We start from the raw sequence: 24,605 nt of genomic DNA, 5'->3' as shown, positions 1-24,605 counted from the left end.
TCTCCCACTCTTCGCTCGCATTCGCCATATTCCTATCTGGGCTTTGGAACGGAATCGATATGCCCTGGAGGCGTGGAACTTTCGGCGGCCATCAAGCCACCTTCGAGCAGGAAGCCATCGATAAGCGTTTCCTGAATTCGCACATCACGAAACTGATCAATTTGTTGAAGCCTCGCAGTAAACAAAGCGGTTTGCGCATCCAGTATTTCAGGCCAGTCAACTCGATTTTCTTTGTAACTTTGTAGCAGTTCTTCATAAGCCCGCTGTCGCTCCGGGATGATCACTCCCTCGTATTCCGTGGCATGCTGCAAAGAAGTTGCATAGGTGCGGTAAGCCATTGCCAAACGCTCACGCAAGAGCAGTTCGATCCGACGAATTTCCTCCCGCTGACGAGCCAAATCATTTCGCGCTTGAAGAATCGTCCCCTGATTCCGGTCATAAATGGGCAATTCAAGTCGTACGCTTGCATTATACACAGGGTCATAATTGGAAAAGTTATAGCCCGGGCCCCCTTGAACAACGATATCTGGAACCCACTGCACTGATTCGCGACGTACGGCGGTATGGTCAGCCGCCAATTTGGCTCGGGCTGCCAACACCTCGGGGCTATTGTCAATCAACTCGGCATAGACGGCATCGAAAGTGGGAAGCGCCCGTTGGGGACGCAGGTTTCCGTCGATATACCCAAGAGATATATCGCAGCCGATTACAGCAGTCAGTTTACGAAATGCTTCGGCGAATTCATTCTCTGCATTGAGCAGATCCAAGCGATGTTGTTGCAAATCGATGTTGGCGCGTCGAATGCCGGGCAGCGTCGTCTGACCTTGGTTATACAACTCCCGTGCGGTAACACTAGTGTCTTCGGCCGTCTTAAGTAACTCCCGCCGCATATCCAATCGCTCCGATGCCGCCAGCGTCTGATAGAAGTGCTTTTGAATATCATTGCTGACGCGGTATTGCTGAGCGATCGCCAGATGCTCGGCGACTTGAGCCCGCTGACGGTACTTCAAGCGACTCAATTGCAATTTATTGGCGGTCACAAAGCGTTGCTGTATTTCAAATCCCTGAAACTCACCCGCGCTCCCGTCGCTGTTTATTTTTTCCCCGACATACATCAAGATTGGATTTGGATACAAGCCGGCCTGCAGTGCTTTGGCTGTTTCGCCGGAAATCTGGCGCCGCGCCTGGCGGATAGTGGGATTGTTGGCTGCCGCCAACTGAAGCAAATAATCGAGCGTATAGCTGGATTGGTTTGCGGTTTCGCTGAGACCAGAGTCGAAGAAGCCAGTTGGCACTTCGGGCAGCGGAGGGAGTTCGCTTTCTGGCAACACGCGACGATCGGCGGGCATCGTCATCGAGCGGGCGCTGCCGTCGCTAAAATGCGCCTGTTGTGCCGAGGCCATGGAAGCCGACGCGGACAATGCTAGCGTCAACAACTTGCGGATTCGGGAATGCTTGCACTTCATTTTTGCGTTGTTCCTTCAACTGCGGATCGATGGCATCCTTGCCCTGCTAGACTCATCGAACGCATACCTGCATGGGGTACAGGAATATCGCAGAATTAAAAGAATTGGAATTGGTCGAATAGTGTCTTTAAACTGATTCGGTGAACTTTGCCGACATCATGTTAATTCCGCCGAGCGCAGTCGCAGTGCGTTGGCAATAACTGAAACGCTACTAAAACTCATGGCTGCCGCAGCAATCATTGGGCTCAGCAAAACACCAAAGAACGGGTAGAGCAACCCCGCCGCAACTGGGATTCCGAGCGCGTTATAAATGAAAGCGAAGAACAAGTTCTGGCGAATGTTGCTCATCGTTTTGCGACTCAAACTGTTGGCTGCCGCCACGCCGCGCAAATCTCCACCAACCAAAGTGACACCGGCTGATTCAATCGCTACGCCTGTTCCAGTGCCCATCGCAATGCCGACATCGGCTTCAGCTAAAGCAGGAGCATCGTTGATCCCGTCACCTGCCATCGCTACGACTTTGCCTTCATTTTTCAAACGCTTCACGAACTTATGCTTGTTCTCAGGAGAGACGCCAGCATGAAATTCATCAATGCCGAGCCTCTCTGCCACAGCTCGGGCCGTCGGTTCGGCATCTCCGGTGAGCATGATGACTCTAAGTCCGAGCCCATGCAATGTCTCCAAAGCGGCTGGCGTACTTTCTTTAATTGGGTCGGTGATAGCCACCATTGCCGCAAGTTTTCCGTCGATCGCGACGAAAACAACCGTTGCACCTTGGGATTGATGTTGAGCAGCATTCACTTTTCCAGCCGAAACTTCCGATACCGATTGTTCTTCCAGCAGGTCGGCCTTGCCGATCAACACGGCGTGACCATCGACGCGGGCGCGCACGCCGCCGCCCGTAATACTTTCGAAGTCACTTGCTTCCGGGAACGAGAGATTATCCGCTTTGACCCGTCGCACTACGGCTTGAGCCAACGGATGTTCGCTTTGACTTTCGACCGCCGCAGCAAGTCCAAGTACGTCGGCTTGTTTCCATTCTCCAAAGATTTCAATCGCGGACACTTCGGGTCGCCCTTGAGTCAGCGTCCCGGTCTTGTCGACCACAACTGTGTCAATTTTTTCCATGACTTCCAAGACTTCTGCGTTCTTGATCAATACGCCTTCTCTCGCGCCGCGACCAACGCCGACCATGACGGACATGGGAGTTGCAAGCCCTAGAGCGCAAGGGCAAGCAATGATCAGCACTGCCACTGCAGCCACAAATGCATGTGCAAGTTGCGGTTGGGGGCCGAGCAGAGCCCAACCAATGAAGGTCAGAATCGAACAAAGGATCACGGCGGGGACAAAGTAACGCGCTACGACATCGACAAGCTTTTGGATTGGAGCACGGCTTCGCTGAGCGTCGGCAACCATCTGAACAATGCGGTGCAGCACAGTGTCAGCACCCACTCCCACGGCTTCCATCACCAACGCACCCGTCTGGTTCAGCGTCCCTCCCGTGACTTCATCACCCTCACTTTTGCTCACCGGAATGGGTTCGCCCGTCAGCATCGACTCATCCACGTTGCTTGAGCCACTGACGACACGACCATCCACCGGAACCTTCTCGCCGGGTCGCACTCGCAGGCGGTCGCCCTTGCGAACGGAATCCAGCGAGACTTCCTCTTCGCCACCGTCGACGATACGATGGGCCGTTTCCGGTGTGAGCTGCATCAGAGCTCGAATTGCACCGCCAGTTTGCTGGCGAGCGCGCAGCTCCAACACTTGGCCAAGTAAGACCAGCGTGATGATCACAGCGGCTGCCTCAAAGTACAGCGGTGGCACGCCATTTTCGAAGAATGCTTCAGGTATCACGCTTGGCAGCAAGACAACGACCAGACTAAACAGATAGGCCGCCAGGGTTCCGACCGCAATCAGCGAGAACATGTTCAAATTCAAGCTGAGAAACGACTTCGCCCCGCGTACCAGCAATGGCCACCCACACCAGAATACTACCGGCGTGGCCAAAGCAAGCTGCAGCCATCCAAACGCTGCGTTACCCATCCATTCCGCAACTTGTAAACCCACCATGGGACCCATCGCGATCACCAGTAGCGGCACGGATAGAGCAACTCCGATCCAAAAGCGACGCTTCATGCCAGCATACTGTTCGCCGTCTCCGCTGTCCGCAAAGTCGATGACCTTCGGTTCCAGGTCCATCCCGCAGATTGGGCAATCACCTGGACCTATTTGTTCGATCTCCGGGTGCATGGGGCAAGTGTAGATTGCTTTGGAGTCTGACTTCCAATCGTTCGCCATGGTCGACGAGCCACCATGTTTACCGCTGCTGCAACACGAAGCGTCTTCCTTCGTTTCATATTTCTTAGCTGAGTCTTTGTCCGCTCTGTCGGTCAAAACACCACTCGGATCTTCTTCAAATTTTCTTTGACATCCGGCGCTACAAAAATAATATGGCCTACCCTCATGTTCACTGTGGAGTGCTTCACCTGGATTCACAGTCATTCCGCAGACCGGATCTGTGGCAGTGACTTTCGTTGAGACCATAACCTTTTCCTTTGCTGACAAATTGGCAACCGGCAATATACCCCATACTGGTATGCAAGTTGCATTCCGGATTTCCAGCGGCAACTGGGCCGCAACCGAGTTTCCATAAGGAGAACAAGAAATGAGTACGGCAACCGCTTCTATGAAACAGTGCCTCGCGAACTGTCAAGAGTGCCAAGTAACCTGCGCAAACATGTTATGTAGCCACTGCCTATCCGAAGGTGGTGACCATGTAGAGCAGACCCATGTCAAATTGATGCTCGACTGCATAGCCGCCTGTAACGCCTGTGTTGACTTCATGAGTCGAAACAGCGATCACCACGCCCTGTATTGTCGAGCCTGCGCCGAGATTTGCAAAGCTTGTGCGGACAGTTGCGAACAAGTCGGCGGGATGGAAAAGTGCGTCAAGTGCTGTCGCAAATGCCAAGAAAGCTGTTCTTCTATGGCTGCATAAACGCGCGAAACACATTTTAAACCTGTCCAGCCGAAGTGTATCGTCATGCTTTCCAACTGGGGAATTAGTGTAGTTAGTTCTGGAGCCGAGCCGGTTTTATGGTCAAGTCTCGGGCCAGAATATTTCCGAATCCAGTATGACGATAGGCTGTTATTTGCGGGGCAAAAACGGGGCAATGTTGGCAATATGAGCCCAATCCATGCTCAACACGACTGCCCTAGCAAAACGCTACAATTCGCGTAAAATGCAGGGATTCCAACACAAAAGCAACCTTGTTCCTATACAAGTCCTATGTGGATAAACTACCTTCGAGTCCTACCGGAGGAGCTTGTTTTCGCTGCGGAATAGCGACGACAACCTAGTTAACTCAAGACGCCGAGAGCATTTCGCCTCGGCGTTTTGCATTTCTATAGTGGTTTTTGCAAGGTTTTCTCACAACCTGCTATTCAGAGAACCCGTCCCTGCGGTTTTAGCGCGCTGCTCATCGGTCGAGCTGGACCCAATCTGGCCCAAAATGCTCGCGCTCTCTGCTCTCCCGGACGAATCGGGTTAACAAGCAGGTTCGCTTCGGTGTCCGGAACGAACCCTACTCTCGAAGCGGTTCTGTGTAGCCCAGTAGGCTAGTGTTTGCATTGCTTGAGTTGGCGAAGACTTAGCCCATTCCCGCAACAGATAGCTTTAACCCGAGCCGCCGGCCGTGCTGTTATAATTGCAACCATGGTAGCTATTCGCATTCATGGCTGGCGAGACGGGGACGGTTGGACTCAGGGCACTGGTTGGGAAGTGCGCGACCTTGCCAAGCGACTCACCCGTGTCACCGGTTTAAAGAAGCCTGAATGCGAATCACTATCAAAGCAAACCCTACGGGATCGCGCTGCTGTGAATTTTTCTGGCGAAAGTAAAGGATCGTTACGGTGCTAGTCCGCTCAGAAATTTTTTTGAGCCGTTCGGCGCTGACACGACTGTCGAAGAAATCTAGCCTATCAGACACCGACGTTGTGCAGCAGAGTTGGCGAGTTCGGCACCAAGAATCGCCATTAATTCAACCCACCACACTGGGCTCTAATGAACGAAAATATAGACATAATTCGTCGATATACCGCCTACGGTAGCGTTGGTGCGTCAACTGTTCGTGGTCTTCGCACCAAGGGGGTCGTAGCTGCCGCACGTACTGCCCTTAGCAAGGTAGAGCTATCTAGGTATGGCACCGCTGATCACGCAGAGTTTACTTTCGCGTTGGAACGCGACACTCAGTCTGTGTGCGACGGGCTTCCCGTTGGCGCTCGATATTGGGGTGTCGCCCGTAAAGTACTGAATATTTTTTTGAGAGGATCGCTCTACAATATCTACCTATCAAACTATTTCGAACTTGCTCAAGCGGAAGCATTATTTGAAATCCCCCTTGATTCTCTGTCCGCGAATGCAATTCGGGAACTAGCAAGCGAGCGGTCGATCCCGCGATGGTTGGGAGTGAAATATGTAACTCCAGAGATAAACGAGCGATTCCAAAGGCTGGCTATTGAAGTCGCGACAGAAAGAAAAACAAGTCGTGTGCACTTGGACGCATTATTCTGGGGGAGCAGATAGCTGGTATCCTTTTAACCCGACACAAGTTACTTTCAGTACGGCTTAACTCAAATCCGACGTCAACTTGGCAGTCAACAGTTGTTGGCTAGAGACGTACCGCTGCCCCATGGTGTACGCAGTAGGCTTGCCGGATTTAGCTCGCTGGTTGTAGGGCATTTCTCTGTCGGCCAGCTGGACTAAGTTCCTAGCCATTCCCACTGTCCGTGAAAGACACCTCAGCAACCAGTATGCCAGGGCTGCTGCCGTGGTCAGTGCAGTCCCAGCACCGTGTCGTAATTGTCAAGGGCTATTGATCTATCGGACAGAGGGCGTGTTGGAATGGGCTGGTTGCGGCTAATGACACGCCCTCCTGTGTAATACGGGACCGGCGTTTCAGCACGCCAATGGCTGTCGAGTTACCATCGTCAAATTGACATCTCAGCCGGGAGTGGTTTCCGACCGCGACAGCAGTATCCCGCGACTTCGACAAAGGATATCTTTAGCGACCTCAATTAAGATGCCCGGTCCACCCATTCCACTTCACATAACAGTTCGCGTTACCGACGACCGGTGCCGTATGCCTTGAGCACGATTCGGCACCAAGGGTTGGATCATGGCGTGAATGTGATTTGGCAGCCCGTAGCACGCTGCACGCTGCACAATGCACAAATTGCGTTCCACCTCGTCCTGAAGTACTTTTGTGACACGGTGGGTAGCATTTCTGGTAGTAGAACAGCGAGCGACGCCCGTCTCCGCGCGTTACGGTATGATATTTTTTGCGTCGGGAAAATGAATCCGTGGAGGCAGGGCATAAAATCAGCCCTTCTGCGCGAAACGTTCAATCAGTGAACCACCAACGCATCACTTTTGAACACCGAAAACAAAGCCCTGCGAAGGGATACTATTGCCAAGACGAAAAGTCCACCGTGACTTTTGTCAACAATCCATGATCATCATAAGCTCGTGCCTTGACTGAGTACCTATTAGTTTAAGTCAAAAATGTCGAATGCAAACCTAGTTCGCTATAGTCGTGACGGAGACCAATTTCATTACTTGTGGGCGGCTCGGCACTGCCTTCAACTCCTATCATCAGAAAGCGATTTGGTTTCCATCAGCATCGAAGGCCCATCTCCGAATGAGCGACAAGGTGAACCTCCAACTGATGTCGGTGAGGAAGTTATCGACATTGCAGAATATTTCGGCAGTGAAAACATCCGAGATGCTCGACTTATCCGATATATGCAGCTCAAACATTCAACGCAGCGTTCATCAGAGCCGTGGACTGCTAGCGGTCTTCAAAAGACTGTCGAAGGTTTTGCAAAGCGTTATAAAGACCTGCTTCAATCATTTCCTGCTGATGGGCTCGCGGCAAAGCTCCAATTTTGGTTCGTGACCAATAGGCCCATCGGCTCGGACTTCACGGACACCGTCGCTGACGCTGCAGCGAGAGTAGCCGCGCGTAATCCCAATGAGTTTAACAAGCTAGAACGTTTTGTTGGTCTTCACGGCGATGAGCTCACGGCGTTCTCAAAACTGCTGCACTTTAAAGGCAGGCAAGATGATTACTGGGATCAGCGGAATATTCTGTTTCAGGAGGTAAGCGGTTATCTTCCCGGTGCCGATGTTGATGCTCCTACACAATTGAAAGAACTTGTTACCAGAAGAGCGCTCTCTGAGGGAGAAAGCAATCCCATTATCACGAAGACAGATGTCCTCAGAGCATTGAAAACCGATGAGGGCCGTCTCTTTCCAGCCAATTGCCAGATCGAAATACTCGATTCTGCAATACCGCGTGCTCAGGAAGCAAACCTGATTCGCAAAATTGTCGAGGCACAATCGCCGGTGATCGTTCATGCTTCGGCTGGAGTGGGCAAGACTGTCTTCGCGACTCGCATCTCACGCGGTCTTCCCGACGGATCTACGGGCATTTTGTTTGACTGCTTCGGCAACGGCCAATACCGCAATTCATTGGGCTATCGCCACAGACACAAAGATGCCCTCGTGCAAATCGCAAATGAGCTTGCAGCTAAGGGGCTTTGCCATCTCTTGATTCCCACCGATCATGACGACGTTTCATCCTATATGCGAGCGTTTATTCACAGGCTTAAGCAAGCCGCAACGAAAGTGAGGCTTGCCAACGCCAATGGCCTCCTATGCCTCGTGGTCGACGCTGCGGACAACGCGCAAATGGCGGCAGAAGAAATTGGTGAATCCCGATCATTCGTCCGCGACCTTATACGTACCAAAGTGCCAGACAATGTTCGCCTTGTTTTCCTTTGCCGGTCGCATCGTCAGAACGCGCTTGATCCACCTGTAGAGTCGATATGTTGCGAGTTGGAGCCGTTCAGCCGAGACGAAACAGCAGCCCACCTTCGACAGACATTTGCGGAGGCAAACGAACACGATATTGGGGAGTTTCATGGCCTAAGTTCACACAACCCACGTGTTCAAGCACTCGCGCTATCACGCAATAATGCTCTTTCCGAGACGCTGCGCCTGCTTGGCCCCAATCCCACAACTGTGGATGACACCATTGGGAGTTTATTGGAAGGTGCCATTGCGAAACTGAAAGACAATATTGGTCCCATTGAAAAGGTTCAGATTGATAAGTTATGCGCCGGCTTGGCTGTTATGCGTCCATTAGTCCCTATTCCGATCTTGTCTCAAATGTCAGGCGTTGATGAGGGGGCTATAAAGAGCTTCGCTGTCGACCTTGGTCGTCCGCTACTAGTGGCTGGTGATACAATTCAGTTTCTTGATGAGCCTGCCGAAACGTGGTTTCGGGAGAAATTCAAGCCTTCGACTGACGAGATGGAAGGGTATATCGCAGGACTAACTCCCCTTGCGAAGACGAGCGCCTATGCAGCGTCAGTGCTACCTCAATTATTGCTGGAATCCGGAAGGTTTTCTGAGCTAGTCGAACTCGCTCTCACCTCTGCAGCTCTTCCTGAAACAAGTCCATTGGAAAAGCGAGACGTTGAACTACAGCGGTTGCAGTTCGCGCTGAAAGCATGCCTTCGAATTCAGCGCCATCTCGATGCAGCCAAATTGGCATTGAAAGCTGGAGGCGAGATGGCGGGTGACGACCGGAGCCGGAGACTTCTGCAAGCGAACACCGATCTAGCGGCGGCTTTTTTGGATTCGGAACTCATTCAGGAACTGGTATCGCGCCGGACGTTCGGATCAGGCTGGATCGGGGCTCATCACGCCTATGAAGCTTCTTTGTTGTCGGGTCGTCGAGAGCTTTTGGGCGATGCACGAAGTCGGTTGCGGATGGCATATGAATGGTTGCGCAACTGGAGTCAACTACCCTCGAACGAACGTGAAGACGAAAAAGTATCGGATGAGGATATCGTCGAACTTACGTTAGCCGATATCAACATTCACGGCCCCGAAAGTGGGGCGCATAACCTTAGAAGCTGGCGGCCACGCGATGTGGCATTCCGCGTCGGCAAATTAGTTACAAGGCGTCTCATCGACCATGGGCGCTTTAACGAAGTGGAAGCTCTTGCGCAGGCCGCTGGCAACAATCTTTGCCTAGTCCTTGCAATTGCAGTTGAGCTTCGAAGAGTCCAGTGTACGCCGCCAATCAACGTAACGCAGCGTGCCCTCCGGTTAGTTGCAAACTCGCGGATCAAACTCTCAGATGGCCATGCTTGGGATGACCGGGAATCCGCGCTTAATGCTGTAACGGCAATCGTCGAAGCCGGTCTACAGCTTGGGACAAGCACCAATATCGAAGCATCCGAGATTCTTTCTCGCTACCTGCCTGCTGATCCGCCCAGGGTTCTGGCATCGCGATTCTCCAAAGCCGGGGTGCCAATTTTGCGCGCGTATTGTCTCCGGGCTGCCCTGCAAAACCAGGTTCTAGCACTCCGTGATTTAGCCCATTCTGAGCTGCGGGCTGAGATTGACAAGGAGAACCAGCATTCGAGGTCAAGTGATCTCCAAGAATTTCAAGAGGACATTGGCGCACTGCTTCCCTGGTACCAACTTTGGGCTTCAACGCTAATCGGACGTGTTACGAAAGCAACTCTGGAAGACGAACTCAAACGAACGCGCCAGGCATCTAACAGCGCGGGAAAAGACTCTTATCGGGACGATTTCCACACATCGAATGAAATCGCTTTATTGTGGTTGGACGTTCTGCACCGGCTTGACGCAGTCGATTCAAAGACACTCGCCGCATTTACTGAATGGAAGAGCGGCCTCAAAAGGCCGCTCTTTACTCCTACGCTGACCACTCTCGCTCGGTTGTGCGGTCAAAAAGAGAGCACCAAGGCAAATGCTATCGATTTTGCGATTGAGGCATTTAACCTCACGAAGGAGGAGCGGGCAGATGCCGAAAGCAAATCGGAAGGCTATATCAATGCCGCCCGCTCAATTTTGCTGGTGAGTCGAACAGATGCGGCTGCATTCTTTAATGAAGCTGTTGAGGTTGCTAGCAAGATTGGCGACGAGAATCTGGGGCGATGGGACTCCATTTTAGACTTAGCGGATCGCGCTGCTCGTTGTGACCGTCCGTCACCAGAGACCGCTTACCACTTCGCACGTTGTGCCGAGTTGACTTACGACTATGTCGTCCGAGATAAGCACTTCAATTGGGAAGCAACTATTGAGGCACTATGCGGTCTTTGTCCGGCATCTACTTTAGCCATATTGAGCCGCTGGCGAGACCGAGGTTTCGGATCGTCCGAGCGTATACTGCCTATTGCGATAACCCAACTCATCAAAGGTGGAGTGTTGGGTGCGCGGGATGCGTTACCTTTGATCGGATTTCGTGCAAATTGGAGATACGATCAATTGCTCGACAGTGCGTTATCGGAATGCGCGTCGATAGATGAGAGTGCTGACACAGCCGCATACGTCTTTCGCTACATGAAGTTTAGTGGAGGTGACTTTTCTGCTGTAATGAGGTGTACCTCGAAGCATGGAATTGAACTAAATGATTTAGATGAGATCACTGAGTTTGAAGAGGCAAAAAGGCTTGTCGTCCAACGTCGAGAATCCGAAGCCGCAACAGAATTGATGAGTTACACGCAAGCACCGCCAGCCTGGACTTGGGATGCTGTTTTCTCCAGCCATAATTTGGCCGAACCTGATGGGTTGGTACTGGCCTATAGAAATTTCAGAAAGATGGAAACACCTTGGATACACGAGAACTTTTTTAAGGAAGCCATAGCGCGTGTACCAGCTGGTTCCGAGGCCTTATTCATTGAAGCTTTCGCAAACGTTCCTGATTTCGAGCTATTCCATTTAAGGGAATTTTTAGAAGTTGCACTCATCGGATGGAAGGACCGGCCAGCTACTCGACTCGCTTTGGAGACAACTCTCAAAGTCTTTTGTCGTCGCTACTGCATGCATGTTGCAAAAAACCGACACTATGAAGTAATGCCTTTCACGACCGCTTGTACACTTGCAGGGATAAATGAAAGCGAATTAGTCGATGCTGTGCTCGATGCTGTCGGTCAATCGTCCGCACTAGCAAACTCGGACAGGTTATTCTCTTTGGTAGGCCTTCTTGCGACTAAGCTATCTGAAGATGAGGCGCTTGAAACGCTAGATTTCGGTCTCCACCTCCTAACCCCAATCTTGGAGGATCGGGATGGGGATGGACCATGGTCGAATGAGCTATTGCCTCCCACGGATACAAAGGTTGCGCTAGCAGGCTACATTTGGACATCAATGGCTGCGCCGGAAGCCGCCCTGCGATGGGAAGGCTCGCATGTGGTTCTCGGGCTAGCTACATTGGGGCGGCAGGATCTGATCAGCCATATATTCAATTATGCAATAAAAAGGCAGGGCGTTCCTTTTGTCGACGCAAGGCTACCGTTTTATGGCCTTCATGCTTTCCAATGGTTCCTTATTGGCGTGGCGCGCGCCGCGACTGAGTTCCCGGAAGCGTTCGTGCCGTTTGCAGATCAAATCGTGGATTGGGCGATCAAAGATCAGACTCATGTTCTAATCCGGCTTTTGGCTGCGCGCTCGGCGCTCGCGCTGATGAATAATGGGGGGCTTGCTGACAAGAATGGTCTCAAGGATCGACTCGTTAACATCAACCAATCCCCCTATCCCATTGTCGATTCAAAGACCTATGACCGTGGCAGAACCAAGACAAAAGTTCAGACTCCCACCAGCGACGATGATCGTTTCTACTTTGGTTTCGATATTGGGCCTTACTGGTATGCACCTATCGGTGAAGTATTCGCATTGTCTCAAGACGAGATCGAATCTGAAGCGTTGAAGATAATCAGGAACTCCTTCGGCTCCAAAGCAAGCGGACGCTCGGACGACGACGAGCGCAGTAAACGTGGGCTTTATGAAGAAGGGCACACGCTTCATTCTCACGGATCGTATCCACGAGTCGACAACTTGCATTTTTATTACTCCTATCACGCCATGATGATGGTCGCGGGAAATCTTCTAGCTAGTACCCCGACATATCGCGATTCTGAGTATGGGGAGATAGACAAGTTCGCAGACAGGCTTGACCGCCATGATTTGTCGCGAGGTGATGGGCGCTGGCTTTGGGACAGACGTGATCCGGTTCCAGTGGCACGGTATTCTTGGCAGGATCGAACGAAGGATGACGGCACAGACTATCGCATCACATCGGACGATTTTGACGAGGCTCTGAATATTGGAGGCATGCTCAACGTGTGGGGGACATGGACAACTACTGACTCTAAGTTTGAGCAGTCGAATCGAGTCTACAGCGCATTGGTAACGCCAGATAAATCGCATTCACTTCTCAGAGCACTTGGGACAGCGGGAAATGTTTATGACTATGCCATCCCAAACGCAGGAAGTGACATGGAAATCGATAAGTTCGGCTTTGCACTCAAGGGGTGGGTAGTCGACCACTGTCGTGACCAGGGATTGGATGGTATGGATCGTTGGTCCGGAGGAATCAGTTTTCCTCCACCTTCGCCTGCACGCTTCGTAGTTGATTTGATGTCTGTTACTGCTGACCTAGACGATAGATTTTGGAGGAATTCAGCAGCATCGGTTGTGATGGCTTCGAAAGTATGGGGCCAATACGATGAAGCAAAGCGTCATGAGAGCAGCAATCCTGAACGCGGTAGTCTACTTCAAGCAACTTTGGACTTCGTCGTTGATTTGCTAGCTAGGCTTGGTCGTGATTTGATAATAGAGGTCCAGATAGATCGTCGGCGTCAACGTCGACCGTACGAAAGCAGCCTTGAAAATGACAATGAACGAATCCCCACAAAAGCAAAGCTCTACCTCCTCGGAACAGACGGACAATTTAGAACACTCTGATGCTATCGTGACACTGGGGCGTAAACTCGTAGATGAACTTGGGCTAGAGCCGTCAGTTGATACCCTTGGTCGTTGGATATCGCACTATGTAGCTGAACTTATTACCAGGTGCGAAACGGAAGACGGAGAGGCCAAAGAATCAGCAAAGCAGGATTGCTTTCATGCCATTCTGAGGCTTTGGAGGCATCGCAGCGAGTTGCCAAGTGGCAAGCGACCCTTTGAGGACATGGAGCCGATTGTCAGGGCTGTTGCGAGCTTAGACCCAGAAGATGAAACCCCGCGCTATTTCCGCGAGATGCGCCCTGGCAAAGGATCAAATGCCGAGGAATCTAAAGTAGAGTCCTGGCTGGAATTAGCGGACGGCCTCGACTATTCGGCTAAACTGCTAATTGGACACTGCTTAACACAGGCCGCAAGTTTGGCTACTGACAAATCCAAAGAGTGGGTCAAGGACGCAATGAATGCCGGCCGAGATGATGGACCGTCCGAGATTGTGATCAAGCTTGTCGCCCCGGAGGATGAGTTTAGCACAGAGCCTAGCCTTAACCAAAGAGTTCGCGAGCAATTGGAGGGGCGAATATCGCGACTTAAAGCCTTCGTGAATAAGGCTGGTGCTCTAGTTGAAGCCTTAGAGTTGCAGTTGAATTCGGTTTCAACGATCGCAGAGGAAACACCCCAACCCAAAAGCTGATAGAAGATCTCATGCAGTAGAGTTTTGGACATAATTCGCGAATCGAGAGCCTCGACGATGGGAGGGGCCAGGCTAGTGACACATGACAAACCGTTATTGGGCATCAACCGTCCGTTGGTGGCTAACTTTGTGCACTTCAATCTATGCGAGTTAGTGGCTTCGCGAACTGTCTCAAGTTAGACCAACGTATGCAACTCTGGATTGGTCACTGAAATTGCTCGTTCCACTTCAAGGACGTAAAGCGGAAAGTGGAGTTTGGACGTTCGGCAGTAGTTTTGCCGACGTGGCAACTTCGCGAAAATCCTCGTAGCAGTGGCTTCGAATGTAGTCAGAGAATTAACGAATGTGCCTTGCTTCGGTATGCTTCCGAGCCTCCCGCTGCTCTTTCCAACTCACCATCCCCGCAATCGCCCTCAGGTCCCGCTCAATGATTGCATCTTGTCCATTCACTGTGACAGGCAAGTGCAGTAGCTCCTCTTGGATGTCCGGCGCCAGGTAGAGCAGATTCATAATTTGAGTCAGCCGCGCCCGTGACACATGTCCCACACGTGCCAGCTCTGCTTGGTCGGTGACCTGCCCAGTCTTGATGAGATGGTCAAGGCGAATCGCCAGAGCCATCAATTTGGTAATGCGTGGCAGCCGACCCGTTGGCTGAGGTGTAGCGACTCCGCCCGACAGCTCCTTGCGCGAACGTCTGCCCGATTTGAAATGAATCTTGTGTTGAGTTTGAATCATGCTGCTTCCTCAATTCGATCAATACCCTGCTTGGCCAGTGACTTGATACCGGTTGGTCGGTAAGTGATCGACAGGGTGCTGGTATCGGCATCGTAGGTAACTCGTTCAATGAGCAGCTCCAGTACGCGGGCCTGTTCCCGTGGTGCGAGTGCTTCCCAGATGCTATCGAATTCACCCAGGGAGGCTGCAACGTCCTTTTCATCAATGGCCTGCGATTTCAGCGATGCCAGCTCTTCCCCAATGACGGTCATCCTGCGTTCAGCCTCCCGGATTCGAGTTTGAACCTCCAACAGTCTTGGATCGCCAGCCAATGCGGTACCGGCCAATCTACCAACCTCGACGTAGTCTTGCCGCACATCGCGGGCCAGTGCCGTTTTCTCGGCCGCGAGGCGTCGGAGTTCTTCGTCCGTTTGTCGTTGCACCTGGGCCAACGTGGTGCGAATCAAGGCAGGATCTCGGCCAATGCGCTTAATCTGGTCGACTACGAACCGCTCAATCTCACCCGCCGGTAGGGACGGCGCAGGGCACTCCTCCCAGCCCCGCTTTTGCGCCCTGTGGCAGACGTAGTATCTGTAGAGCTTGCTACCCTTCTTGGAGTACGAATGGCTCATGCCGCAGTCGCAGGCCCCACAGTGCATCAAGCCTCGTAGTAGAGCATTGTGCTTGTTCCGGACTTCTCGCCCACCACTTCTCCCATTCCGCTCAAGCAGCGCCTGAGCCTGGTTGAACGACTCAAGGTCCACGATGGCTTCGTGCTCCCCTTCATGGACTTCAGTCTTATAAGTGAGCTTGCCGACATAGACCACGTTGGTCAGCAGTCGATGCAGGGAACCCTTGTCGAAGAGCTTTCCACCGCGCACCTCGGACTTCTTGGTGACCCAGCGTTTGGTACGCCAGCCTTTCGCGTTGATCTCCTTGGCAACGTCCAACAGCGATTGTTGATCGAGGTACAGCCGAAAGATCTCTCGCACCCGTCCTGCTTCACATTCGTCTACCACCAGTTTCGTGTTCGCCACATCGTAGCCCAGCACAGGCATGCCACCCGACCATTTGCCTTTGCGTCGAGCGGCTGCAATCTTGTCCCGCGTGCGCTCGCTAATCATCTCCCGTTCGAACTGGGCGAACGACAACAGCACGTTGAGGATCAGTCGCCCCATGGATGTCGAAGTGTTAAATGATTGAGTTACCGATACGAACGCCACGTTGTGCCGGTCGAGGATTTCGATGATGCGTCCGAAGTCCATCAAGTTGCGAGACAGTCGATCGACCTTGTAGACCACAACGCAGTCTACCTTCCCTTCTTCGATGTCGCAGAGCAGTCGTCGCAGAGCTGGACGCTCCATATTGGCGCCGGTGAATCCACCGTCATCATACGCATCCGGCACGCACACCCAGCCCTCATGCTGCTGGCTCTTGATGTACGCTTCTCCCGCCTCGCGCTGGGCATCGAGGGAATTGAACTCCTGCTCAAGTCCCTCCTCCGTCGACTTGCGTGTGTAGATGGCACACCGCACGACGTCCCTAGCAGGCGGCTTCTCTTTTGTTCGGCGGCTCATTTGGCACTCCTTGGTTGACGCAGGCCGAAGAAGTGAAAGCCGTTCCAGTGCTTCTCGGTGACAGCCTTGGCAACCGCAGTCAGTGATTTGAAGCGTTCACCTTGGAACTCAAATCCACTTTCCAGCACCGTGACCGAGAACGTTTCCCCCTTGTAGATCCGCTGAAGTTTGGTACCGGGCAGAAGCTCGTTGGAGTGAGCAATCCCGACTTTCTTCGTGACGGTCCGCTCGGAGGAGTCGACCGATAGCTTAGATTGCCTTGGTGGCAGCATCCGTAGGTCTGCATCGTTGGCAATTTCAAAGGCCCGTTTACGAGCCCGTTCGGAAAGATCACCTTCCTCGTTGGCCTGCATTCGCCAAGCAATCCGCTTGAGCAACCAGACTTTGTTCCGACCGTTGGTCCCCTCACCAAATACGTCCGCATACTTAATGCGAAGTTGGTTGACGGTCATCCGCTCCATGGCGGCGACCTCTTTCTCAATGTTCAACATGTGCCTCTCCTGTTCCTAGGGTATTTCGCTGAGAGTTAACCCGCGTGGTGACAGAGAGCGCAGTCTGTCCAGGAAATTCAAGCGCTGGCTCGGCGCTGTGGGGCGAGATTTCGGAACTCTCTGCGAGTTTGGCCCGACTGTGGCGGATAATGCCCGTGGCTAGGATGCTGGCGATCTGCGTTCTCGTATGATCCAGATCAAACTCTGGCATAGACGATTTATGCGTCATTGCGATTAGATTCCTGTATTTTTGCGTTTGATCAGCCGCGAAGATTTGTCGGGACGCTACTTGCCCCTTTGACCTACCGGTTAACATACGCAGAGCACGATGAGGGTGTCGCGCATAAGTTTTTCTGGAGGGATGAAAGTGAGCGATGAAGGTTTGCGACCGTTGAGCCAACAATTCAGTTTCGAGGGTTCAGCAGTCAAGCTGGAAGATGGGAGTTGGTTTCAGCCGCTAAGAGACGCAAGACGCTGCTGGACAGCCACCTCGCCGATGCCGTATCGGCACCATGGAACTTACTATGATTCGCTCTACGAGCTCCAAAACGGATTGTTTGTGCGCCTGCAGTTTACTGCCCCACCACTGGATCGCTCGGCAGGGCGAACTTCAATGATTGATTGCCATGACGACATCAAAGGAAATCGGATAGATGATCGCGAAGCAGTCGAGTTTTTGATCGAAGGGCAGTTTCCAGTACTGGAACGACTACAGCACTTGCTTCTCGACGAATCGGCTCCCGCCGACGACGCCGAACCCCAGACTCCCCGACCGCTTTCGTACTGGGAAGTCGACTCTGTTTTGGGGACGATTCACAAAGATGCCCATGTCATGAGGGTTGCAGACCTTCTCCCCAAGGTTCTGGATGCTGCCATCAACGCCGTGCACGAGATCCGGCAGTGGCCCGCTGTTAATCCAGACCTGCGTCAACACCTCCAGACGATCAATCTGGCAGCGAGGCTGAGGGATCGCTATCGGGTAGACGCGCGCGAATGGTGGGGGTCTCAGAAAATCGTGCCCCCTGAGTCAGTGGACATTTTGCAGCTGCGATGGCCGGACGGAATAGAGAACGTCAAATCGAATGTAATCCCCGAAATGGGTAAGCTAGTTGTTGGCGCGGCGGTAGCGCTTCATCTGAACACGCCACTGCGTGCAAATGAGCCCCCTCCAACGTACGAGGAAAAGCGGCTGGCAGAGACACACCTACTGACTAGCCTTAGTGCGATCGAGGAACTTGTGGTTGAATTGCGACAGACGCTGGATGATCTTACTTCGGGCCGAACCTATGCGTCCCTGATGGAGGAGGCCCCTGAAAAACTGAAGCCCCCCAAGAAGGAACAAATAGCTGCATACCTGCTCCGTACACTGTCGCAATTGTCAAACGCAGAAATCAAGAAGAAACTCAAAGTGACAGTGGATTTGGGGACGATTTCGCGATGGATCAAAATCGCACGTGAGTGGTACGAAAAGGGTAATCCGCTACCACCCACTGTTCAGAATATGCTCGCTAAGGAAAAAGCAAAAGCTGCGGTTCCAGTGCCGATGGATCCTTCGGAAATTGATTTAGGAGCCAGACAGAGGGGGCGCAATCCGTCACGCAAAGGTTCGGAATCCGACTGAAACCTTGCGCGCAAGGGGGGGGAAGACATAGCTCAAGAAAGAAAATATTGCGCGATGTAAACCATTGTCCATACGGGGTTTGCGCTCATCTAACGTCATCTAAGCGCACGTGCGCCGGGAATAAGAAACACCCGTTCTTATTCTCGGAGCAGTTCAATGCGGATTTCGCCGTCGCTTTCTGACCACCAAGTTGAGGAATGCAGGAAGCTAGTCCTTCGGAAAGCTAAACGCTTCTTTGGCCGAACCCTGACTGCCCACGATTTGGAAGATACATGCAGCCACACCATGCTGCAGATACTGTCCAAATTGTCGAACTTTGATGAAACGCGAGGTTCCTTCTACGGCTACGTTAGCCAGATCACGGACAGCTCACTCCTGGACGCTTCACGTCAGCGACGCGCTAAGAAACACCAGGGAGCCCTCAATCTGGCCTCCCTCCACTCTTCGGTTGACGCAGGAGTGGATGCAGCTACCGAACTCTGGCAATGCATCGACGAGCAGTCTCTGAAACGCCGTATCGGCGGTCGTACTCAAACATTTGCCGACACGCAGCTGGGCATCGATCTCCAAGAAGCATCTGAACATCTCACTAGCGGGCAGCGGTCACTTCTCAAGGCAAAACTTGAAGGCCATTCCGCGACAGAATTAGCGCGACATTTCGGCGTCTGCCGTGGAACGATCTACCGACGCATGGTGGCTTTGCGTCACAGGCTATCTGGACTTCAGATTTACTTGCATGAGTAGCGCGACGGTTTCCTTCGTTCTTCGTATGTCATTTTCATCCCCGTCCGATATTTGCCCAGGAGTACTGTCCGTGATCCGTGAAATTTATCGCTACGCTTTCGACAAGTCCGTGGACGCACGAGAAGCCGAGGCGACGCTGTTAGTCGCCGTTATCGCAGCGGAGGCCCTACACGGCCCAAGTGCCATCAGGATGAACGGTCGCTATCGATTCGACGCCACCAGTCGGAATTGCGAAATCGACGGTGGTTCCGAAGTCGGGCAGGATCTCAATCGACTCTACGTTGGATTTCTCAATAGAGAGTTTGGACCATCCTCTTTTTCTGTACAGCGCATCACTGCCGAGCCAGCGAGTAGCTAGTGCTCGGACACCAAGATCATGAATTTAGAACGCACACAGCAATCTTATCCAAGGAACCGCCATTGATGGCCGACACCACCAAACTTGTCCGTCTCCATTTTGAAACGAATCGAGCACTCGATTTTCTATCCAGGAAGGAGCTTGTAGCTCAGACCGGACACCAAGTTGCCGAGTGGCCACTGGTGTGCCTCAAGGAGCTGGTCGACAACGCACTGGACGCCTGTGAGGAGGCTGGAGTGCCGCCGCGCATCCAAGTCTGTGTTGATGAATCAGGCTTGACGATCTCAGACAACGGCCCAGGGCTCCCGCCAAGTGTCGTTGACTCCGTATTGGATTTCAATGTCCGCGTCTCCAGCCGCGAGGCTTATGTGTCGCCGTGTCGGGGATCGCAAGGGAACGCGCTCAAAACAGTGGTGGCCATGCCCTTCGCGCTTTGTGGTGAAGGTTCCGTTGTCATCCAGTCTCAAGGGGTGCAGCATGAGATCAGGGTTACCGTGGATCGAGTGCGCCAGGAGCCCAAGATTGACCATCAGCTGGGCGACTCACCCATCACTGAAGGAACTGTTGTAAGCGTGCAGTGGCCCGATTCAGCTAGGTTAATCCTAGAGCATTCGAAGGCCCGATTTTTACAAATTGCCGAAGACTACTGTTGGCTCAATCCTCATCTGTCGCTCTCCGTTGACTGGGAGGGTGAGCGAGTGGACCTCGAAGCGTCCGCCCCTAGTTGGAATAAATGGTTGCCGTCGAATCCTACCGATCCACACTGGTACGGTGTCGACGAGCTCGAGCGATTGATTGCTGCCAACATCTGCCATCGGGACCGGTTGGTCCGTGAGTTCATTGCTGAATTCCGTGGTCTGACCGGCTCAGCGAAGCAGAGGAAGGTGCTGGAAGCAGTCGGTCTGTCGCGAACTCTCCTATCGGAATTAGTCGCCGATGACTGCATCGATAGAGGCTTAGTGGGCAGACTGCTTACGGCGATGAAAAGCGAGGCAAAGCCCGTTAGGCCAGCAGCTTTGGGAATCGTTGGCGAACACCACCTGCAGTCTCGCTGTGCGCTGGCTGGAGGGGATCCTGAGAGCTTTGCCTACAAGAAAGTCGTAGGTACGGACGACGGGATTCCATGGGTTATAGAGACCTGTTTCGCGTACTGTCCGGAGGAGACGAGGCCACGCCGCATTATCACTGGCGTGAACTGGAGCCCGGCCATTATCAATCCCTTCCGGCAATTGGGCGCGTATGGGAAATCGCTCGATTCCGTTCTTGAGGAACAGCGTGCCGGTCGTGATGAGCCCACCGTTGTTGTACTGCATATCAGTTGTCCAAAGGTCCAGTACTCGGACCGAGGCAAGTCTTCCGTAATCGTTGAGGAGTGAGACATGAAGTCAGACGCAATCATTGGTGCGATCCAGTCCGTAACCAAGGGCTGGGCGAAGCAGCGTAAGGCTGAGGAGCGCGGATCCCGCCGTCCGCGAGGCTACTACTACTCAAATCGAGTGAACTTTTCTGACATTGCACATCAAATACTCCCAGACGCTTACCAGCATGCGTCTGGCAACGGAAGATTTCCGGTATCCCAGCGACAGATGTACTACGCAAGCCGCGAGAAATTCCGTGAGTTGACTGGTCGTGAAATCGATGCAGCCTACTTCTCGCAGACCATCCTACGCAAGTATCTCAACACTCACACGGTCGACTGGAAGATCACCGCGGATCCTCGAGGAACATTCACCGTTCCCAACGCTAACAACGAAGTGCGCATTCCGGTTGGAACGCTCTCGATTGACAGGTACTTGCGGGACCGGACTGCGGTGAGCGACCTGCAACACATCTCGCTTCCCACCCAGTGGCCGTCGATTGCGGAAAACGAGCGATACGCCGCAGTGCTTTATATCGAAAAGGAAGGATTCGAGCCGCTGTTGAACGAGGCAAAAATCGCGGAACGATTCGACTTGGCGATCCTTTCGTGCAAAGGCCAGTCCGTCGCTGCCGCGAGACAACTCGTTGATCATGTTTGCCGTGTTGACGGTGGCGTACCGCTTTTTGTAGTGCATGATTTCGACGAAGCTGGATTTCAGATTGCCAGCTGCCTGACATCAGAGTCGGAGTATGCCCTAGACAACGATCGGGTTGCATACCATTTCCAGCACCAAATAAACGTGACTGACTTCGGCCTGCGTCTGGCCGACGTCGAAGAATACTCATTGGCGTCGGAAAAGGTCAAGTACCGTAACATCTGCCTGGAGAACGTCACGTCGGAGGAAGTCTCTTATCTCCGTTCAGGTAGACGTGTTGAACTCAATGCGTTCACCGCACCCGAGTTTATTGGGTGGCTAGAGGGCAAGCTGAAAGGGCATCTTCCGATGCGGCTGGTACCTGACATTCAAGTCTTGGAAGCTGCATACCGTCGAGCAATTGCCGTGAGAAGGGCAAATCAAGAACTTATACAAAGTCTTGTTACCGCTCGCGAGGAAGCTATCGCAGCACAAATTCCTGAAAACTTGAAAAGTCGCGTCGCCAATAGGATCGCGACAAAAGGGGAAACTTGGGATATGGCTCTCTATCAGCTAGCCGTTGAGGAGCACGAGCGTGACTAAGAATGCAAACGTACTGTCGAGTGAATACCTCCATGCATTGTACGGGAACTGCAGTCGTGGTCAGGTCGTATTCGTAAAGCCCTGTCGCAATCAAGTGTCAGCGGTGTTTAATATCGATCAACTGGATTTAGCGGCGCGACATGTAGAGCTTGAGCCCACTGATTTGTTTATCAAGGTAAATCCAATTGACTACGATCGCGTCAAACAACGCAATCTGCACGGTATCGGCTCGGAGAAGGAGGTCGAAGCGGTTGTCTCATTGCATTTCGACATTGATGCAGGCAAACCTGGCTACGCTACTCAGCAGGACATGCTTGCCGCACTCGACACGATGCCACTGTCACCTAGCGCTATTATCCAGTCCGATGGCGACGATGGCGGCTACCACGTTTACTGGCTGCTCGATGAACCGCACTACATCTTCGACGATGAGAACCGCATGCGATGCGCGGCAATCTCGGGCCGATGGTTGGAAGAACTGAGGATCTGCGCTAAGGGTGCGAAAGTTGATTCCACTGCTAACTTGGACCGACTATTGCGGCCAGTCGGCTCGATTCGCAAGTCGGGGAACACTGTTGCACCGCTGTTTATCAATTCCGACCGTCGGTACAAATTGCAAGAATTCGAGCTCCCAGGACTAGAGAAGCACTTAACACCGACAATTCAACGGCAACAGTTGTCACGCTTCAATGTTGGATGTCCTTCAGGTTTTCTTGATGCTCGCGCACAGGGCTACATCCAAGCGGCCGACAAACCTCACGAAGGCGGACGGAACAGCTGTGCGTTTCGATTGGCTGGCAATTTGGCCTCAATCGTTGGGGATGACGGCGAGCGTCTGAGCGAGTCAGACATTCTTGGATATGTCCTCGTTTGGAACGCACTCCTGCCGGTGCCACTGGATGAAATGGAGGTGCAGCAATGCGTTCAGAATGGTCTGTACAGAGGAAAGCCTCGCGAGGACAAGTTTGCGAGAAAAAGGGAAATCCTAACTGTCGACACTGATAACCTCACAGCGCCAACAGGTGAAACAGAAGCAGCAAAAACCTACGAGACGACCGCTGGCGCTCCCGAGACTGTAGCAGGTCAAACCGAAGTGGCAACAACTACAGATTCGACAAGTGCCACGGAGACGACCACAGGAGGCTTACAGCTGCAACTGCCACCAGTTACGACGTCTGCGATTAAGTTGCTTGATGGCTACATGGATGACATTCACAGTGGGACGCTCCCACAGTTGATTCGGCAGCGGGACGCGCTCGATGGAATTGAGGTTGGGTTTGGACTGCTTACTGTCCTGGGAGGTCCCCCAGGGACCGGTAAGACGGTTATCGCCTCCCAGGTAGCTTTCGACGCTATCGAGCTCAACGCGGACTTACAGGTGATTATCGCGAATGCTGAGATGCATTTCAGTGCACTGCTAAGGCGGGAGTTCACGAGACGCACACGAATCAAAAGCGACGATCTGCGTTTCGGCCGACTTACCCAGTATGAGCGTGAACGTATCGACGAGGTGGCCAGCGATATACGCGCGACACTGTTGCGAGTACAGGTAGTCGAGGAATGCAATCTGTTCAATCTTGCAAGGCTGGCAGGCGAGAAGCCGAGCCTAATCATTGTCGACTACCTGCAAAAGTTCGCACCCAGTGGGAAGGATTTGCGGATAGGTGTCGGTGAAGTTGCAGCGACGCTACGGCGACTTTGTCTGCGCGGACATGCTGTTCTAGCACTGTCGGCAACAAAGAGGGATTCCAAAGGTTCTCACAACGCCACAGAGCTAAGCCTAAGCTCCTTCAAGGAGTCGGGGGAGGTTGAGTACAACGCCGATTCAGCATACGTCCTGCGGGATGAGGGAGCCCTTGGCGAGGAATGGCGCCGGCGAGTAACGCTTGCGTGCGTCAAGAATCGCCACGGAGCGCAAAAGGACTTCAAGCTTGAGTTTGACCGACCGCGTATGGAGTTCTTAGCGCGAACGCCGCAACCGCTCGCGGAGTTTGGCAACCTAACAGAAGTCGATAGCGATGATTCAGTGGAGGACTTTTTCTTGTGAGCACTTCCAAGTCCAAGTCTGCTAGGCGGTTTCAACACCTAAATGCACTCGTTGACAAGATGCTGCAAAGGGTACCGCCCCGTCACGGATTAGCAATGATGGTGTTCTTCCGGCATGCAGACGTCGATAGAGTGTTTCGCGTATCGACAACGGTCCTTGCCAAATCACTTGGCGTCCATCAGAGAACTGCGAGAAAGTTGTTCGCCGATCTAGAGGCTTGGAAAGCTATTCAACTCGTTGAGCCACGACAGGGAACAATCCCTAGAGTGTTCAAGATCACTGGGCAATTGAGCCGGAAAAAGTCAGCTAGAGGGGGCGTAAGCACGCCCTCTAAACATACTTCTAGTGTGCGCTCTGACGTCCGCTAGTATGCGCTCTGGTGTCACCTAGTGGGGGCGTCAGAGCGCATACATACAGAAACATTACGCGGTACCTCGGCGTCTTCGCTACG

The 24,605-nt window shown here is 52.8% G+C and carries 16 protein-coding genes; 9 read left to right on the top strand and 7 right to left on the bottom strand.

The genetic code is table 11. The features are described 5' to 3' along the window. Positions 1 to 32: 32 nt before the first annotated feature. The 3 genes from Q31a_RS19705 to Q31a_RS30370 form a co-directional block, all read right to left on the bottom strand. Positions 33 to 1,466, bottom strand: coding sequence for a TolC family protein (locus Q31a_RS19705; RefSeq protein WP_145081778.1), 1,434 nt, complete (start codon positions 1,464 to 1,466; stop codon positions 33 to 35). A 156-nt stretch (positions 1,467 to 1,622) separates the two neighbouring features. Continuing rightward, positions 1,623 to 4,013: a heavy metal translocating P-type ATPase gene (locus Q31a_RS19700; protein ID WP_145081775.1), complete on the bottom strand. Its 2,391-nt coding sequence runs from the start codon at positions 4,011 to 4,013 to the stop codon at positions 1,623 to 1,625. 211 nt (positions 4,014 to 4,224) lie between these two features. After that, positions 4,225 to 4,440 carry a hypothetical protein gene (locus tag Q31a_RS30370; RefSeq protein ID WP_197355418.1) on the bottom strand — a complete coding sequence of 72 codons (216 nt, stop codon included), beginning with the start codon at positions 4,438 to 4,440 and terminating at the stop codon, positions 4,225 to 4,227. 1,092 nt (positions 4,441 to 5,532) lie between these two features. Between Q31a_RS30370 and Q31a_RS19690 the strand changes: the two genes are divergently transcribed. After that, positions 5,533 to 6,054, top strand: a complete 522-nt coding sequence (locus Q31a_RS19690; RefSeq protein WP_145081768.1) for a hypothetical protein — start codon at positions 5,533 to 5,535, stop codon at positions 6,052 to 6,054. 42 nt (positions 6,055 to 6,096) lie between these two features. On the opposite strand, the gene Q31a_RS30365 is transcribed toward Q31a_RS19690, so the two are convergent. After that, a complete protein-coding gene (locus Q31a_RS30365) occupies positions 6,097 to 6,246 on the bottom strand; it encodes a hypothetical protein (RefSeq protein WP_197355417.1) in 150 nt (49 codons plus the stop codon). Positions 6,247 to 7,032: 786 nt separating this feature from the next. Between Q31a_RS30365 and avs3a the strand changes: the two genes are divergently transcribed. After that, positions 7,033 to 13,314, top strand: coding sequence for an AVAST type 3 anti-phage nuclease/ATPase Avs3a (gene avs3a / locus Q31a_RS19685; RefSeq protein WP_145081765.1), 6,282 nt, complete (start codon positions 7,033 to 7,035; stop codon positions 13,312 to 13,314). Next, positions 13,241 to 14,005 (top strand): AVAST type 3 anti-phage proein Avs3b, encoded by a 765-nt coding sequence (gene avs3b / locus Q31a_RS31275; protein ID WP_315851627.1) that lies wholly within the window; start codon positions 13,241 to 13,243, stop codon positions 14,003 to 14,005. The genes avs3a and avs3b overlap by 74 nt, the downstream gene beginning before the upstream one ends. 336 nt (positions 14,006 to 14,341) lie before the next feature. On the opposite strand, the gene Q31a_RS19675 is transcribed toward avs3b, so the two are convergent. The 3 genes from Q31a_RS19675 to Q31a_RS19665 are packed head-to-tail and all read right to left on the bottom strand — an operon-like array spanning position 14,342 to position 16,787. Next, on the bottom strand, positions 14,342 to 14,740 hold the full coding sequence (locus Q31a_RS19675) for a hypothetical protein (RefSeq protein WP_145081762.1): 399 nt from the start codon (positions 14,738 to 14,740) through the stop codon (positions 14,342 to 14,344). Next, a complete protein-coding gene (locus Q31a_RS19670; RefSeq protein ID WP_145081759.1) occupies positions 14,737 to 16,296 on the bottom strand; it encodes a recombinase family protein in 1,560 nt (519 codons plus the stop codon). Before Q31a_RS19670 ends, Q31a_RS19675 begins: the two co-directional genes overlap by 4 nt. Next, entirely contained in the window at positions 16,293 to 16,787 is a 495-nt protein-coding gene (locus Q31a_RS19665; protein WP_145081756.1) for a DUF2924 domain-containing protein, read from the bottom strand. The genes Q31a_RS19670 and Q31a_RS19665 overlap by 4 nt, the downstream gene beginning before the upstream one ends. Positions 16,788 to 17,154: 367 nt before the next feature. Between Q31a_RS19665 and Q31a_RS19660 the strand changes: the two genes are divergently transcribed. The 6 genes from Q31a_RS19660 to Q31a_RS19635 all read left to right on the top strand — a co-directional run bounded on the left by Q31a_RS19660 (position 17,155) and on the right by Q31a_RS19635 (position 24,154). Beyond that, a complete protein-coding gene (locus Q31a_RS19660) occupies positions 17,155 to 18,408 on the top strand; it encodes a hypothetical protein (protein ID WP_145081753.1) in 1,254 nt (417 codons plus the stop codon). 156 nt (positions 18,409 to 18,564) lie between these two features. Further along, positions 18,565 to 19,152: a sigma-70 family RNA polymerase sigma factor gene (locus Q31a_RS19655; protein ID WP_145081751.1), complete on the top strand. Its 588-nt coding sequence runs from the start codon at positions 18,565 to 18,567 to the stop codon at positions 19,150 to 19,152. A 70-nt stretch (positions 19,153 to 19,222) separates the two neighbouring features. Continuing rightward, complete coding sequence (locus Q31a_RS19650) at positions 19,223 to 19,510, top strand: hypothetical protein (RefSeq protein WP_145081747.1); 288 nt, start codon at positions 19,223 to 19,225, stop codon at positions 19,508 to 19,510. A 65-nt stretch (positions 19,511 to 19,575) separates the two neighbouring features. Then, positions 19,576 to 20,886, top strand: coding sequence for a hypothetical protein (locus Q31a_RS19645; protein WP_145081744.1), 1,311 nt, complete (start codon positions 19,576 to 19,578; stop codon positions 20,884 to 20,886). 3 nt (positions 20,887 to 20,889) lie between these two features. Beyond that, positions 20,890 to 22,107 (top strand): toprim domain-containing protein, encoded by a 1,218-nt coding sequence (locus Q31a_RS19640; protein ID WP_145081741.1) that lies wholly within the window; start codon positions 20,890 to 20,892, stop codon positions 22,105 to 22,107. Next, the gene (locus Q31a_RS19635) at positions 22,100 to 24,154 is read left to right on the top strand and encodes a DnaB-like helicase C-terminal domain-containing protein (RefSeq protein WP_145081738.1); all 2,055 of its coding nucleotides are present in this window, start codon (positions 22,100 to 22,102) and stop codon (positions 24,152 to 24,154) included. The genes Q31a_RS19640 and Q31a_RS19635 overlap by 8 nt, the downstream gene beginning before the upstream one ends. The last annotated feature ends 451 nt before the right edge of the window (positions 24,155 to 24,605 follow it).

It is taken from the genome of Aureliella helgolandensis, from assembly GCF_007752135.1.
GTDB classification, from domain to species: domain Bacteria; phylum Planctomycetota; class Planctomycetia; order Pirellulales; family Pirellulaceae; genus Aureliella; species Aureliella helgolandensis.
Note: the sequence above shows the minus strand (reverse complement) of the source record. Positions and strands in the feature narration are given on the sequence as shown.